The sequence below is a fragment of the Pantoea sp. App145 genome, assembly GCF_047947045.1.
Classification (GTDB): domain Bacteria; phylum Pseudomonadota; class Gammaproteobacteria; order Enterobacterales; family Enterobacteriaceae; genus Pantoea.
This window is the reverse complement of sequence record NZ_CP133290.1, coordinates 1,481,844-1,496,478: the sequence shown is the minus strand read 5'-3', so window position 1 is coordinate 1,496,478 and position 14,635 is coordinate 1,481,844. Positions and strand designations below refer to the sequence as shown.

At 57.6% G+C, this 14,635-nt stretch carries 15 protein-coding genes and 1 pseudogene; 13 read left to right on the top strand and 3 right to left on the bottom strand.

The window, feature by feature from the left end; translation table 11 throughout:
* Positions 1–3 precede the first annotated feature (3 nt).
* Positions 4–867 (top strand): oxygenase MpaB family protein, encoded by an 864-nt coding sequence (locus tag RCF31_RS06810; protein WP_299446664.1) that lies wholly within the window; start codon positions 4–6, stop codon positions 865–867.
* Positions 868–871: 4 nt separating this feature from the next.
* Here RCF31_RS06810 and RCF31_RS06805 read toward each other — a convergent pair whose 3' ends face one another.
* Complete coding sequence (locus tag RCF31_RS06805) at positions 872–1,165, bottom strand: hypothetical protein (RefSeq protein ID WP_299446660.1); 294 nt, start codon at positions 1,163–1,165, stop codon at positions 872–874.
* A gap of 225 nt (positions 1,166–1,390) precedes the next feature.
* Between RCF31_RS06805 and RCF31_RS06800 the strand changes: the two genes are divergently transcribed.
* The 8 genes and pseudogenes from RCF31_RS06800 (at position 1,391) to RCF31_RS06765 (ending at position 9,434) form a co-directional block, all read left to right on the top strand.
* Positions 1,391–2,509 carry a suppressor of fused domain protein gene (locus tag RCF31_RS06800; protein ID WP_416412904.1) on the top strand — a complete coding sequence of 373 codons (1,119 nt, stop codon included), beginning with the start codon at positions 1,391–1,393 and terminating at the stop codon, positions 2,507–2,509.
* Positions 2,510–2,586: 77 nt separating this feature from the next.
* Positions 2,587–2,691: pseudogene (locus RCF31_RS06795) on the top strand (Rpn family recombination-promoting nuclease/putative transposase); the annotation flags it as partial.
* A gap of 114 nt (positions 2,692–2,805) precedes the next feature.
* Positions 2,806–4,701, top strand: a complete 1,896-nt coding sequence (locus RCF31_RS06790) for a methyl-accepting chemotaxis protein (RefSeq protein WP_416412903.1) — start codon at positions 2,806–2,808, stop codon at positions 4,699–4,701.
* A gap of 185 nt (positions 4,702–4,886) precedes the next feature.
* A complete protein-coding gene (gene idi, locus RCF31_RS06785) occupies positions 4,887–5,420 on the top strand; it encodes an isopentenyl-diphosphate Delta-isomerase (RefSeq protein ID WP_299446648.1) in 534 nt (177 codons plus the stop codon).
* Positions 5,421–5,696: 276 nt separating this feature from the next.
* Positions 5,697–6,605, top strand: coding sequence for an ABC transporter substrate-binding protein (locus tag RCF31_RS06780; protein ID WP_299446645.1), 909 nt, complete (start codon positions 5,697–5,699; stop codon positions 6,603–6,605).
* 3 nt (positions 6,606–6,608) lie between these two features.
* A complete protein-coding gene (locus tag RCF31_RS06775; RefSeq protein WP_416412902.1) occupies positions 6,609–7,775 on the top strand; it encodes an ABC transporter permease in 1,167 nt (388 codons plus the stop codon).
* Positions 7,768–8,703, top strand: a complete 936-nt coding sequence (locus RCF31_RS06770; RefSeq protein WP_299446639.1) for an ABC transporter ATP-binding protein — start codon at positions 7,768–7,770, stop codon at positions 8,701–8,703. The genes RCF31_RS06775 and RCF31_RS06770 overlap by 8 nt, the downstream gene beginning before the upstream one ends.
* Positions 8,703–9,434 carry an ABC transporter permease gene (locus RCF31_RS06765; RefSeq protein WP_416412901.1) on the top strand — a complete coding sequence of 244 codons (732 nt, stop codon included), beginning with the start codon at positions 8,703–8,705 and terminating at the stop codon, positions 9,432–9,434. The genes RCF31_RS06770 and RCF31_RS06765 overlap by 1 nt, the downstream gene beginning before the upstream one ends.
* Positions 9,435–9,600: 166 nt before the next feature.
* Here RCF31_RS06765 and RCF31_RS06760 read toward each other — a convergent pair whose 3' ends face one another.
* Positions 9,601–10,338, bottom strand: coding sequence for a MerR family transcriptional regulator (locus tag RCF31_RS06760; RefSeq protein WP_299446633.1), 738 nt, complete (start codon positions 10,336–10,338; stop codon positions 9,601–9,603).
* A 150-nt stretch (positions 10,339–10,488) separates the two neighbouring features.
* Between RCF31_RS06760 and RCF31_RS06755 the strand changes: the two genes are divergently transcribed.
* Genes RCF31_RS06755 through RCF31_RS06745 form a run of 3 tightly spaced genes read left to right on the top strand, consistent with a single transcriptional unit; the run spans position 10,489 to position 12,031 of the window.
* On the top strand, positions 10,489–11,052 hold the full coding sequence (locus RCF31_RS06755) for a helix-turn-helix domain-containing protein (protein WP_299446630.1): 564 nt from the start codon (positions 10,489–10,491) through the stop codon (positions 11,050–11,052).
* Positions 11,049–11,576, top strand: a complete 528-nt coding sequence (locus RCF31_RS06750) for a GNAT family N-acetyltransferase (protein ID WP_299446627.1) — start codon at positions 11,049–11,051, stop codon at positions 11,574–11,576. The genes RCF31_RS06755 and RCF31_RS06750 overlap by 4 nt, the downstream gene beginning before the upstream one ends.
* Positions 11,573–12,031, top strand: coding sequence for a GNAT family N-acetyltransferase (locus RCF31_RS06745; RefSeq protein WP_416412900.1), 459 nt, complete (start codon positions 11,573–11,575; stop codon positions 12,029–12,031). Before RCF31_RS06750 ends, RCF31_RS06745 begins: the two co-directional genes overlap by 4 nt.
* A 51-nt stretch (positions 12,032–12,082) precedes the next feature.
* On the opposite strand, the gene RCF31_RS06740 is transcribed toward RCF31_RS06745, so the two are convergent.
* Positions 12,083–13,054 carry a LysR family transcriptional regulator gene (locus tag RCF31_RS06740; protein WP_416412899.1) on the bottom strand — a complete coding sequence of 324 codons (972 nt, stop codon included), beginning with the start codon at positions 13,052–13,054 and terminating at the stop codon, positions 12,083–12,085.
* Between the two features lie 146 nt (positions 13,055–13,200).
* Here RCF31_RS06740 and argH point away from each other — a divergent pair, with 146 nt between their 5' ends.
* Positions 13,201–14,628 carry an argininosuccinate lyase gene (argH, locus tag RCF31_RS06735; RefSeq protein ID WP_416412898.1) on the top strand — a complete coding sequence of 476 codons (1,428 nt, stop codon included), beginning with the start codon at positions 13,201–13,203 and terminating at the stop codon, positions 14,626–14,628.
* Positions 14,629–14,635 lie beyond the last annotated feature (7 nt).

Here is a 14,635-nt window from a genome sequence, read left to right as displayed (position 1 = left end):
ACCATGAACATCCGCAACCGCATCGAACAACAAGTCTTTCGCCTGAATGGCCTCTCGCTCAATGAATTCGACATCTCGCAACCACCAGGCGACCCGGGCCTGTTCGGGCCGGACAGCGTTATCTGGCGTGTGCACGGTGATTTTGCATCCATGATGTGCGGCGGCATCAGTGCCTTATTGTTGCAGATGCTGCATCCGGCGGCGCTAGCCGGTGTATGGGATCACTCCAACTTCCGCGAAGACATGATGGGGCGGCTACGACGCACCAGTCAGTTTATCGCCGTCACCACCTTTGGTAACCGGCAGGATGCCCATACGCTGATTGAACGCGTCAAACGGATTCATCTGCGCGTGACTGGCGTTGATAATGCCGGACATCCGTATGCCGCCAGCGACCCGCAGTTGCTGACCTGGGTGCACGTGGCGGAAACCAGCCGCTTCCTTGCCGCCCACCTGCGCTATAAAAATCCCCATCTCAGCCTGGCGGAGCAGGATCGTTATTATCAGGAAGCGGCGCTGATTGCTGAATCTCTGGGAGCAGAGCAGGTGCCGCAAAGTGTCGCGGCGGTGGAAGACTATTTGCAGGCGATGCGTCCGCAGCTGGTGTGCGATGAACGCACACGTGAAGTAACGCAACTGCTGATGAACGCGCCAGCACCCAGCTGGCAGGCGAAACCGGTGATGAAGGTGATGCTGAAAGCGGGGACGGGTCTGCTGCCCGACTGGGCGCAGCAGCAGGCAGGCTTAACCATCACTCCTGTGCAGCAACGGCTGGTGGATGGACAAATTCATCTGATCGCCGGGTTGTTGCGCTGGTCGATCCAGCGTGGAGCTTATGCGCGCGCCATGAAACGTATGGGACGCTGATTCATCACGGATGAAACCCATCTCCGGTTTTGGTGTAAGTACGTGGCGTTCTGGCTTCGCGGCGCAGGGTTAACTGCCGCAACTGATAGTGGTGGATCAACATGCCCAGCCCGAAGCCGATCAGCGCCAGCGGTATCAGGCTGTAGTAAAGATCGGCAGGCAGGATCACCAGCAAGGCAATGCCGCCAACGATCAACGTCAGCGCTGACATCACCCAGGTGTAGCGGATAAACAACCATACCAGCAGGGCGAAAATCACCACATCACGCAGGTTCAAATCCAGATTTTGCAGCACCATAACGGCGACTCCTTTGATGCGAATGGGGCGACAATAGCATGCGCAGCAGCAAATGAATCGCGAAATAATTTGATGTCTGAGTGCGATGCCCGTAGCGAAACATCAACAATTCTCAACCTTTCCCGGCATCACTTTGAGAGTTTTACCCTTGTGTCACATGGCGCGAGTGCCGATCCTGCTCTATTCTCGGGGGAAATGGATCCCTCCAGGCATTGTTGAGGCGTTATGACACACCAACCTCTGATTGCTGAGGTGCCTAATCAGCAACACACATTAACGGCCATCGTCGAGCAGGACGCGCGCACGGCCTATTTTTACATCTGGCCAAGCGACCTGTTCCGCAGCCAATATGCGGTGCGCGGGTGCTGGCTACGCAACCTGCTGCCCGCACCAGCCACCGAAGATCGTGCTGCGATGGAGCAGGGTATCGCGCCGCTGCTCAGCGCTGAGTATTGCCGCACGCTGGAAGCCGAGCCGATGCTCGATCCGGCAGGTTTACAGGTGATATGGGAACCGGGCGATGAGGGCGCGGCGCTGTGGTATTACGGCCAGCTGCTGGCGGTGATCCCCGGCTGGAGTCTGTATCAGGACAAACAGGTCAGCTTCTCGGCAGGTTGCATCAAAGCCAATCGCCTGACGGCACCGCTCGGTTCCGCATCAACCAATGATTACTACGCGCGCGCAGAACAACAGCGTCATTTCTGGCGAGACTGGCACGACGGCCATCAGTGGGATGCGGTGCAGCGTGAGCTGATGCAGTGCTATCAGGCGCAATTTGGCGAGTCGGTGAAGTATTACGCCATCGATCAGGGCAACTGGCCACCGATGGCGATTTCGCAGCACTGGCATCAGGGCGTCTGGTATTTTCTCACCCTGGGGATGTGCATCCGTCCGATGCCACAGGTGGATTACCTGTTTGATGAGCTGGCCCCGCAGTATCGGCGGATCGAACTGGCGATGGCGGTGGATGGCGAAGTGATGGACGAAGCCAATGCGGTGCAGATGGCCAGCGCACTGGCGGAGTTTGCTCATCTGCCGTGGGCGCGGCTGACCTGGCTGGGAGAAGGCCATACGCTGGCGTCGGAAGTGGCCCCGGTGGGGTTTGAAAGTTTCCTGCTGGCAAATGGACTGGCCCCGGAACCCGCGCAGTTCCGTCTGCCAAAGCGCGAAGGCGATCGGGTGAATTTACTGTGGTCCACGCCGATTACCGAGGCTGAGCGCCAGTTCGCACAAGCCGACGAACGCGGCGGCCAGCAACTGGTGCAACGCCTGCTGGCTGAAGGGAATGACCACGTTTTTCGCCCTCGTCAGGAAGTGGTAGAACCTTCCCCGCGTGTCAGGTAGCCACCGTCTGGGGGGCGAGAGCCCCCATCAGGCGCAGATAACTCAAGTAGCCAGACTGGCTGGCTTCATTCCGCAACCAGGTACTGGCTGAGCAGATTTACTGCCATCTCTTCCCACTGATTGATGTCACGGTAATTCCGGATGAGGAGATCATGGCACACCGCGCCGTGGCGCGGCTGGATCATTACCCGCATCAACTATTTTATTGCTTTGTGATCGCGCGCACCTCAAGTTCCTTCTTAACAAGCCGTTAACCCGGATCAGGCATCTCGCCACTCCAGGGTAAGGGCACTCCAATGTTAAAAACCACACAATCACGTTTCACCGCGACCCTCATCGCGTTTTTCGTTGTCCTGATGCTGGTCACCGTGATGGTGATCAACCAGTTTATTGCGCCGCAACTCACGCAAAATGAGAGCCGCCTGGTACGTTACGAAGTGGACGGCCTGGCCGGACGCATCGTTGAGCAGATGAACCGCGTACAGGCGCAGCAACGCGCCATTACCGAAGCAGCCGGAGTGATGGACAGCGCCAGCATTGATACGCTGCTGCCCGCGCTGGTGAACCAATATCAGGATAGCAACGTGTTTGGCGGCGGCATCTGGCCGTTACCCAATCGCCGCGATCCCGCCAAAGAAAAAGACAGCTCGTTCTTTGCGCGCAACGCCAGTAATCAGCTGCAGGTGAATACCTACTGGAACTCCGATGCTGCCGATAAATACTGGGAGCAGCCGTGGTACAAAGATGGCATGGCTGCGGCCAAAGGGCAGTGCGCCTGGGCGAAAGCCTATCAGGATGCAGCCAGCCCGCAGCCGCGTACCAACTGTGCGATGGCGATTTATCGCAATGGCACGGTCTGGGGCGTCGCAACCATTGACGTCACTCTCGGCTTTTTCAACCAGCTGGCGAAGCAAATGGGCGAAGCAATCCAGGGGCGCGTGCTGATCGTCGAGGCCAATGGCAAAGTGGTGGGTAACGCCGCGCTGGTAGAGGGGACGCCAAAACTGGAAAATCTGGCAGACACTCAACTGCCGCTGGCAGCGACCCTGAAAACCTTGCTGGCGCAAGCGGGGGCGCAGCCGACCCAGGCCAGCTACAAAGGTGATGACGGAGAACATACCCTGTTCCTGCAAGCGATTCCTGGCAGCCCCTGGTATCTGGCCAGTGATGTTCCGTCGAGCCTGCTGGATGCTCAAACCCATAGCATGTTGACGCGCCTTGGTCTGGTGCAAATCCCGCTGGCGGTGATCCTGTTGCTGGTGCTGCTCGGTTTTGTGCGCGCCATGATGAAGCGCCTCAGCCTGCTGAACCGCAATATCGAAGCGTTATCAACCGGGGGGGCCGATCTGACACAGCGTTTGCCGGCCAGCAACAGCCCGGAATTCAACGCGGTAGCGCAGAGTTTCAACCAGTTTATCGCCTATTTGCAGGGACTGATGCGCCAGGTGGGCGACAGTGCGCTGGCCATCACCGCAGCTTCGCGCGAGATTGCCAGTGGCAATGCGGATCTCTCCGCGCGTACCGAATCGCAGGCTAGCTCGATAGTTGAAACGGCTGCCTCGATGGAAGAATTAACCGGTACGGTACGTCAGAACGCCGATAATGCCACCCATGCCAATCAGCTGGCTGATGGGGCCTCGCAGGTGGCGGCACGCGGTACCGAAGTGGTGCGTCAGGTGGTAAGTACCATGGGCGAGATTCACCACTCCTCGCGCAAAGTGGTGGATATCATTAGCGTCATCGACAGCATCGCTTTCCAGACCAATATCCTTGCGCTGAACGCTGCGGTGGAGGCTGCGCGCGCTGGAGAGCAGGGACGTGGTTTCGCCGTGGTGGCATCGGAAGTGCGCAATCTGGCGCAACGCTCGGCGAACTCGGCGCGTGAGATTAAAAAGCTAATTGAGGAATCAGTCGCCAATATCGATACCGGTAGCCAGCTGGTGGAGCAGGCAGGGCAGACCATGGATGAACTGATGCAGGGCGTCAGCAGCGTGACCACCCTGATGGCTGAAATCATGTCTGCCAGCCGCGAGCAAAGCCTGGGCATCGATCAGGTTAACGTCGCTATTACCCAGCTTGATGGCAGCACCCAGCAAAATGCCGCGTTGGTTGAACAGGTTTCCGCTGCGGCGCGTGCGATGGAAGAACAGAGCGTGCAACTGGAGCAGGTGGTGCATAGCTTTAAACTCTAACCTTACCTGGCACGGCAGCTCATTCCGGGCTGCCGATTCTCCTTTCGAAGCAGAAATTCCCCATTTTTTATGCTGGCTGCTAAGATTAACGTTCCGTTACGGAAACGCACGGAATGTACGCAATTTTTGCCGCTCGCTGCGTGGTGATTGTGTACAATAGTTGAGATTTTTCTGAAGGAGTTGTCATGTCCGCCATAGAAGTTATTCTCGTTGACCACCTCGATCGTCCCACCGGCAAGATGGAAAAGCTGGAAGTTCATGAAAAAGGATTACTGCATCGTGCGGTAACGGTTTACGTATTTAATTCGCGGCATGAACTGCTACTGCAACGACGTGCCAGTGGTAAATATCACTGCGGTGGATTGTGGAGCAACACCTGCTGCGGTCATCCCTATCCACAGGAATCGACGCGCGCTGCCGCGGAACGCCGCTTGCGCGAAGAGATGGGGTTGACGCTGACGCTGACCCCGGTATTTGAACTGAGCTACAACCTGCCGCTCAGCAATGGCCTGACAGAACATGAATATGGTCACGTATTTTTTGCTATCAGTGATGAGCAGCCCGAGTTAAACCCGGAAGAAGCCGACGCCTGGTGCTACCGTTCCGTGGCGCAAATCCAGCAGGAAATCGCCCAGCAGCCGGCTCAGTTCACTCCATGGTTTCTCTACACCTTCGCGCGTATTCCCGCCACGCTGAACGCTTTTCAGATCACGGCCTGATCACCTGTAACACCCTAAATGCGCTACCACCACCATCCCGGTGCTGGTCAGCATGAGCTTAACCTGCGTGCAACATCGTTGATGCCGAACATCCTCAGTTCGCTGCTGAAAAATTCCATTTGGTTATATGAACTGTGAATTGGTTATAACTGATTTGAAATGGCTAGCAGAAATTGAGCGAAGTGAAAGCCCCTGGCGCACTTGACCGCGCCCATCCCGGTTCGCCAGGCTACGCTTGTAACTCAACATACGATAACAATACCGAGGGTGAACGGCATGATTAAGCAGGGTTTACTGGGACTGATAGCATTGGCAATGAGTGTTGGCGCAGCGCAGGCGGCGGATCCGGTGCGGGTGGGTTCAAAGATTGATACGGAAGGTTCGCTGCTCGGCAATATTATTTTGCAGGTGCTGAACAAGCACGGGGTGCCGACGGTTAACAAAATTCAGCTTGGCACCACCCAGGTGGTACGCGGTGCCATTACCGCCGGAGCGCTGGATATCTATCCTGAATACACCGGTAACGGGGCGTTTTTCTTTAATGATGAGAAAGATCCGGCGTGGAAGAATGCGCAGCAGGGTTATGAGAAGGTCAAAACCCTGGATGCGGAGAAAAATCATCTGGTCTGGCTGACCCCTGCACCCGCCAACAACACCTGGACCATCGCGGTACGCAGCGATGTCGCTGAGAAAAACAAACTCACCTCGCTGGCGGATTTGAGCCAGTATCTGAAAAAAGGTGGCACCTTCAAACTGGCGGCCTCGGCAGAATTTATTGAGCGTAGCGATGCGTTACCGGCGTTTGAAAAAGCCTATGATTTCAAACTTGATCAGTCACAGCTACTGTCGCTGGCGGGCGGCGATACGGCGGTGACCATCAAAGCGGCGGCGCAGCAAACTTCCGGGGTGAATGCGGCGATGGCTTACGGCACTGATGGCCCGGTTGCGGCGCTGGGGCTGCAAACGTTGACCGATCCGAAAGGAGTACAGCCGATTTACGCGCCCACCCCGGTGATCCGCGATGTCGTGCTGAAGCAATATCCTGAGATTGCCAGCTGGCTACAACCAGTGTTCAGCAAACTCGACGAAAAGACGCTGCAACAGCTTAACGCGCAGATCGCGGTGGAGGGTCAGGATGCCAGTCAGGTGGCTAAAACGTGGCTACAGCAGAATAAGTTGCTGTAACGCGTGGCATTGATCACGCAAAGGCCACGCCAGCAACCGGTGATTCTGCTGCTGGTGGTGCTGATAAGCCTGACGTTTGCCACGCTGCCGCTGCTCAGTTATGCCGCCAACCGGCTGGTGTCAGGCCAGCCGCTATTGCTGTGGCAGATCCCATTGGGGGGAGGGCTGCTGCTTCCTTTGCTGGCACTCTGGCTGTTGTTGTTGTGCCAGCCCGGCCGCCGCACCGCATTGCTACTGCTGGTGAGTGCCGAATGCCTGTTTACGCTGCTGATCTGGCTGGGTGGACATCAGGCGACGCTCCTGGCGCAGAGTGGCAGCCGGCTGGCGCGCACCGCTTTTGGTAGCGGTTTCTGGAGCGTGGCGGCACTGGCGCTGCTGCTGGCGGCAGAGGCGATTCGTCAGCTCAACCCGCAAACCACATGGCGCATCCTGCTCAATCTGCAAATGTGGTTGTTACCACTTGGCCTGTTGCTGAGCGGCCATCTCAATCAACTTTCCTTGTTAAAAGAGTATGCCAACCGTAGCGCGACCTTTGACGCGGCTTTCAGCCAGCATCTGACCTTGCTCGGTGGCACGCTGCTGCCGACGCTGCTGATTGGCCTGCCGCTCGGCATCCTCATTGCCCGGCGCACCCGCTGGCAGCAGGCGGCTTTTAGCGTGCTGAACCTGATTCAAACCATCCCCTCGGTAGCGCTGTTTGGCCTGCTGATTGCGCCATTGGCCGGTCTGGCTGCCCATTTCCCGGTTCTCGGGCGCTGGGGCATTGCCGGTATTGGCATGGCACCGGCGCTGATTGCGCTGGTGCTGTACGCGTTGCTGCCGCTGGTGCGCAGCGTGGTGGCGGGTTTGCAGCAGGTGCCGCCAGAGGTACGGGAAACGGCGCGCGGGATGGGGATGAGCCGCTGGCAACAGTTCTGGCATGCGGAACTGCCGCTGGCGCTGCCGGTGTGGCTGTCCGGGTTGCGGGTGGTGGTGGTACAGACGCTGGGGCTGGCTGTGGTTGCGGCGCTGATTGGCGCGGGGGGGTTTGGTGCCATTCTGTTTCAGGGGTTGCTGAGTAGCGCCCTGGATTTGGTGCTGCTGGGGGTGATCCCGGTCGTTGCGCTGGCGGTCATCGCCGATGCGCTGCTGCGTTTAGTGGCGGCACTGCTGGAGAGACAATATGATTGAATTTCATCAGGTAAATAAAATCTTCGACGGTAAAGCGGCGGTGCGCAACTTGTCGCTGCAGATTGCAAAGGGAAGCTTTACGGTGCTGATTGGCACCTCTGGTTCCGGTAAATCCACCACGCTGAAAATGATCAACCGGCTGGTAGAGCATGATAGCGGGGAAATTCGCTTCGCCGGTGAGGCGATTGAACGCATGGATGCGCGCGCGTTACGGCGGCGCATCGGCTATGCCATTCAGTCCATCGGCTTGTTTCCGCACTGGAGCGTGGCGAAAAACATCGCTACCGTGCCGTCGTTGCTGGGCTGGCCGCAGGCGCGCATTCGCGAGCGCGTGGCGGAACTGCTGGCGCTGCTGAATCTGGACCCGCATCTGTCCACCCGCTATCCGCATCAGCTATCTGGCGGGCAGCAGCAGCGTGTCGGCGTGGCACGTGCGCTGGCGGCCGATCCCGAATTATTGCTGATGGATGAGCCGTTCGGTGCGCTCGACCCGGTGAACCGGCAGGCGTTGCAACAGGAGATGCTGCGTATTCATCGGCTGTCCGGCCGCACTATCGTGCTGGTGACGCACGATATCGACGAGGCGCTGACGCTGGCAGATCATCTGGTGCTGATGGATGGCGGGGAGATTGTGCAGCAGGGCAAACCGATCGAACTGCTGACTCAGCCCGCCAGCGATTTTGCGCGCGAATTTTTTGGTCACAGTGAACTGGGTGTGCGTTTGCTGGCACTGGGGCGGGCCGGGAACGCGGTACGGCGCGGGGAATGGCTGGAGGCGGAGCCGATCGCCGCGGCGCTCACGCTGCGCGAGGCGCTGTCGCAGTTCATTGCCCGACGTACCGACAAGCTGCCGGTGGTCGATCAGCATCAGCAACCGCTTGGGGTGCTGCATTTTAGCGATCTGCTGCACCAGCGCGAGGCGGGCTGATGCGCTGGCTCAAAGATCCGCTGAGCTGGCTGCTGGCGCTATTTCTGTTGCTGCTATGGGGATTGCCATACAGCGCGCCGCTGTTTAGCGCCTGGTTTCCGCAGCTGGAGCGGCCTTTATATCAGCAGGACAGTTTCTGGCGACTGGCGCTGGCGCATTTGTGGCTGGTGGTCAGTGCCAGCGTACTGGCGATGGTGGTCGGGGTGAGTTGCGCGGTGTTTGCCACGCGCCAGAGCGGACGGGCCTTTCGCCCATTGCTGGAAACACTGGCCGCCGCCGGTCAAACTTTTCCGCCAGTGGCGGTACTGGCTATCGCGGTGCCGGTGATGGGGTTTGGCGCGCTGCCTGCGGTGATCGCATTGTTTCTGTATGGTTTGCTGCCGATTTTGCAGGGTACCCTCGCCGGGCTGGATAGCGTACCCGCCAGCAATCGCGAAATCGCCACCGGTCTTGGCATGGGGCCATGGCGGCGTTTATGGCAAATTGAGCTGGCCCTGGCTGCGCCGGTGATCATGGCCGGGATTCGTACTTCGGTGATGATTAACATCGGTACGGCGGCGATTGCGTCAACGGTTGGTGCGGAAAGCCTGGGATCGCCGGTGATAATCGGCCTGAGCGGATTCAACACCGCCTACATCATTCAGGGGGCGGTGCTGGTGGCGTTGCTGGCGCTGGTGTGCGATCGCGCGCTGGAGCGGTTGCAGCGCTGGCTTAGTTGGCGTGAAGGATAAGGCTGTAGCCAACCAGCATCAGGCCGCCCATACCACCGAGCGCCATCACGGCAAACAGGGTGGAGATGAAGATTTTTTGCCAGTTCATGTCGAAACCTGAAAAAAGTCATGGAGGGCGGCATGATAACGCGCACATCCGCCGAGGCAAAGGCCGATGTGTGCGTTTTTACTGCGTCGGATCGTGCAGGTGGATATTAAAGCCCTGCGCCTGCCAGTGTTCCAGTTGCTCATGCTGACGGCGGGTCAGTTTTTTTCCTGTCCAGACAAACAGATTCTGACCGGGAAACAACTCCGGGCGCGGCAGTTCCAGCGGTTCTGCCAGCACATCCATCCGCCATCCCAGCTGCGACAGCCGCCAGGCTTCCAGCCAGATGCGTGTGCGATCTTCCACGCCCCAGCCGATCATCAGCGCATCTTTCCCGGCTTTTTTACGTGAGCCGGTCAGGCAAAACGTCACGTAGTCAATTAACGCGCCATCCAGCAGGCTGCACATGGTACGTGCGGTATTCTGATCCAGCCCGAGACGCTGGCGCACCGGCACAATGACGTGATCGATCAGCGCATCCACCGGATGTTCACGCCCGATGGTGGCGATTTTGGCCCGCAGCTTGGAAGGTCTGACATGGCGCAACACGCTCATCAGTTCTTCCTGCAGCGTGTTCCAGCCATCATGCACATTGACGCTTTCCCCTTCCAGCAAGGCTTTCACCTTACCCACGGGCACGCCACTTTCTATCCAGCGCTTGATCTCTTCAATGCGCTGAACATCTTCATCATCAAACTGTCGGTGACCGCCTTCGGTGCGCTGAGGCTTTAACAGACCGTAACGTCGCTGCCATGCGCGAAGTGTTACCGGATTGATTCCACAGCGTTCGGCAACGTCACCGATACTGTATAAGGCCATATCTTCCTCAATCTACTGACCTGCGATGCCTCACCATAACTGTGGTTGCAAACTTGTACAATGAATTTTTTTTTGTACAAGTTGACGCGGGTCATGTTTTCAGGCTTTATCTCACATATGAGAAATTAAATCCACATATGAGAGGTTATCATGTCTGAACCGGATACCGAAGACCGTCTGGCCGCACGTCTGGCGGAATTACGCCTGCAACGCGGCTGGTCGCTGGATGAACTGGCGATGGCAACCGGCATCAGTCGGGCGACATTGTCGCGCATTGAGCGCGCGGAGACCAGCCCAACGGCAGCGTTGCTTAACCGGCTCTGTGTTGCCTACGGTCTCACCATGTCGCGTTTACTGAGTGAGGTCGAGGAGGACGCGCTGCTGCTACTGACAGCCGAACAGCAGCCGGTATGGGTGGATGAGCAGAGCGGCTTTCAGCGCCGCAACGTTTCGCCACCTGCTTCTCATTTTAGAGCAGAAATGGTGGAAGCGGTGCTGCAACCGGGGTCGCGTATCGATTATGACGCGCCGCCGGTGCAGGGGCTGGAGCAGCATATCTGGTTACAATCCGGTGAACTGACCATCACCATGGAATCGCAAAGCTGGACCTTACAGGCCGGTGACTGCCTGCGTTTCCATCTGAACGGCAAATCTTCCTTTACCGCGCACCCGCAGGGCGGGGCACGTTACATTCTGGTGGTGTGCAAACCATGATTGAGATCGAACAGCTTAGTGCCAGCCAGGCGCAACCCTTAATTGGCGCGTTGTGTGATGTTTTGCAGGGCTGCGTGGCAGATGGGGCCAGCGTGGGTTTTATCGACGCCAGCGATCGGGCGGTGATTGAGCGTTTCTGGCAGGACAAAATTTTCAGCCTTGCCAGTGGCGATAATCAGCTGCTGGTGGCGCGTTTGCACGGTGAGATCGTGGCGACGGTGATGGTGGGCTATAGCGCGATGCCCAATGGTCGTCACCGTGCCGAGATCAGCAAATTGCTGGTGCATCCGCGTGCTCGTCGTCAGGGGATTGCCCGACGCCTGATGCAGCAGGCAGAACAACTGGCGGCAGATAAAGGGAAAACCTTGCTGGTGCTGGATACGCGTAGCGGTGATGTGGCGACGGCCCTCTATCTGTCGCTTGACTGGCAGATTGCCGGTTCCATTCCGTACTATGCCGAGTCCACGGAAGGCGTACTGGATGCCACCACTGTGATGTTTAAGACGCTGCGGGCACCCGCATGATTGTGGTGGCGCAGGAGTCGATCCAACAGCCAGATGCCGACTGGCTGCTGGATCGCTTATCCACTACGCTGGCGCAGCTCACTGGCAGCAGCGGGCGCGCCAGTTTTGACCCGGACGCGATGCAGCAACCCGGCAGTTGCTTTGCCATTGCGCGCGATGCCCAGCGCAGGCCGGTGGGCTGTGGCGCGTTTCGTCCGCTGCAACCGGGTATCGCCGAACTGAAGCGGATGTATGCGTTAAGTGGCGGGCAGGGCATCGGTGCAGCGGTTTTGCAGTTTCTGGAACAGCAGGCGCGGGCGCAGGGTTATCAGGCGATGTGGCTGGAAACGCGCAAAGTGAATCAGCGTGCGCTGGCGTTTTATGCCCGTCAGGGTTATCAGCCGATTGCCCCGTTTGGACATTACGTCGGCAACGAGATGGCGCAGTGTCTCGGCAAGGTTTTTACGGGGTCATAAAGGGCTGCTCATACCGTAGCGGCGCGATTTATCGCGCGCTTTTGCACTATTTTAGTGCGTAGCTTCAACCTCAGGGATCGCCAGTGCCTGCATAAACAGCCGGATAATCGGGTTTATTTTGCGGCCTTTCTTCATCATCAGACAGAACGGATTTTCCATGCGTATCGATTCATCACCCAATTCACACAGCTGACCGCGCGTAATAAACGCAGCCGCGTAGTGTTCAGGTAAATAACCAATAAAGTGTCCGGTCAGAATCAGCATGGCAACGGATTCAACCTGAACGGCCTGTACCCCGCTGTCGTGTAATGGAATCAGGCGGCGTGCATCACGTGGTGTGACATATAAATGATTTATGACTTTTTGTTCACGTAATAATTCCACTGGTATTTTATGATCACGACTGCCGGAATAAAGCGGGTGACCCGCGGAACAATATAATTTCGAATATTCTTTATATAACGGGAAGTAATCGAAATCACTTTTCATTTCATAAACTGGCGCGATGCCGCAATGAAATCGTCCTTCGCTAATACCGCGTTCAATATCATCTAATTGCGCCGTTTGCAGCCGGATTTGCACCTTTGGTGCATTCTGGTGCAACTGCTGCACCGCGCTGGTGACCGGCGATTGTGGATCGGAAATGGTGTTATCCACCACGCAAATGGCGATGTCGCCCAGCAGCTCGTTGCGGCTGTTGTGCAGGCGTTCACGGAACAGGTTGAGGGAGACAAACAGCTCCAGCGTCGCCTGATAGACATTGATACCGTACTGCGTCAGTTCAAAGCCTTCGCGCCCGCGGCTGCACAGTGTCATACCCAGACGAATTTCCAAATCGGAAACCTGCTTACTGATCGCCGCCAGACCAATATTCAGCTCATGGCTGGCCGCGGTTAATCCACCGGCTTCCACCACGCATTTAAATACGCGCAACAATTTTAAATCGATATTACTTAATGCCAGCACCGCATTATCGCTGCGATTGATTGCATTGTTTCCAGACTGGGAAACTTTACTTTCCATCTTTGCTATTCAACTCCGGAATTATTGCGGTGAAAGTGTAGTGAACCTGAAATGTGCCACGTTTACCAGTACGGAAATAAAATAAGTTTTTATTATCGCTGGCACGCCATTCATCTCGCTATTGATTATCTGTAAGGGGAAATTGCATGTCTGATAAAGCCGAACTGTTATGGGGTGCGCGTTTTAAAGCGGCGCCTGCCGCCAGTTTAACTGCGCTGTCTCGTAGCCCGGATTACTACTTTGCCCTGGCTCCTTACGATTTGGCGGGCTGCCGCGCCCATGCTCGCGAACTGATGCGTGGTGGCCTGCTGAGCGACGCAGAACTGAGCATCATGCTGGCCGCGATTGATCAACTGGATGCTGACTTCCGCGCCGGTCAGCTGCATCCCATCGCCGCTGACGAAGATGTGCATACCTTTATCGAACGTGCGCTGACGGAGCGCCTGGGGCCGCTGGGTGGCAAGCTGCGTGCCGGTCGTTCACGTAACGATCAGACCGTCAACGATTTGCGCCTCTATCTGCGCGACAACGGGCGTAAGGTGGTGACCGCGCTGCTGGGTTTGCAACAGGCGCTGGTTGAGCAGGCAGCGCAGCACACCGAAAGTGTGGCACCGGGCTTTACCCATCTGCAACAGGCGCAGCCAATTGTGTTTGGTCATCAGTTGCTGGCCCATGCGCAATCCTTCGCCCGCGATATCGAACGTATGCAGGACTGGGATCGTCGCAGCGCACGCTGCCCGCTTGGCGCTGCCGCAATGGCCGGTTCGGCGATTGCGCGGCAGCCGGAACTGGCGGCGGTGGACCTGGCCTACCTCGCACCGTGCGAGAACTCGATTGATGCCGTTGCCAGCCGTGACTACGCCGCGGAATTCCTGTTTGTCACCAGCATGATTGGCATCAACCTGTCGCGCCTGTGCGAAGAAGTGTGCATGTGGGCCTCGCGCCAGTTCCGCTGGGTGGAGCTGCACGACAGCTACGCCACCGGCAGCTCGATCATGCCGCAGAAAAAGAACCCGGATATTGCCGAGCTGACGCGTGGTCGTTCCGGTCGTCTGGTCGGTAACCTGATGGCGCTGCTCACCACCATGAAAGCCATGCCGCTTTCCTACAACCGTGATCTGAGCGATGACAAACGCAACGTGATTGATGCGGTTGATACCCTGCTGCTGGTGCTGCCAGCGATGGCGGGCATGATGGCAACACTGAAATTCAATACCGACGTGATGCGCGAGCAGGCACCGGATGGCTTTACGCTGGCGACTGAAGTGGCCGACTGGCTGGCGATGCGCGGCGTACCGTTCCGTGAAGCCCACGAAATCACCGGCCAGCTGGTACAGCTGTGCGAGCACGAAGGTTGTGGCCTGTCGGACCTCAGCGACGCACAACTTCAGGCGGTGGATAGCCGTCTCACCGCCGAAGTACGCGGCGCGTTAACGCTGGAGTCGGCGCTGGCGGTACGTAACGGTTACGGCGGTACGGCCCCAGAACGCGTGCGAGAGCAGCTGGCGCGTCTGCAAACCCTGATGCAGGCCCAGCAGCAGTGGGCTGATGATTACGCTGGCCCGCGTGCCTGAGGAGATG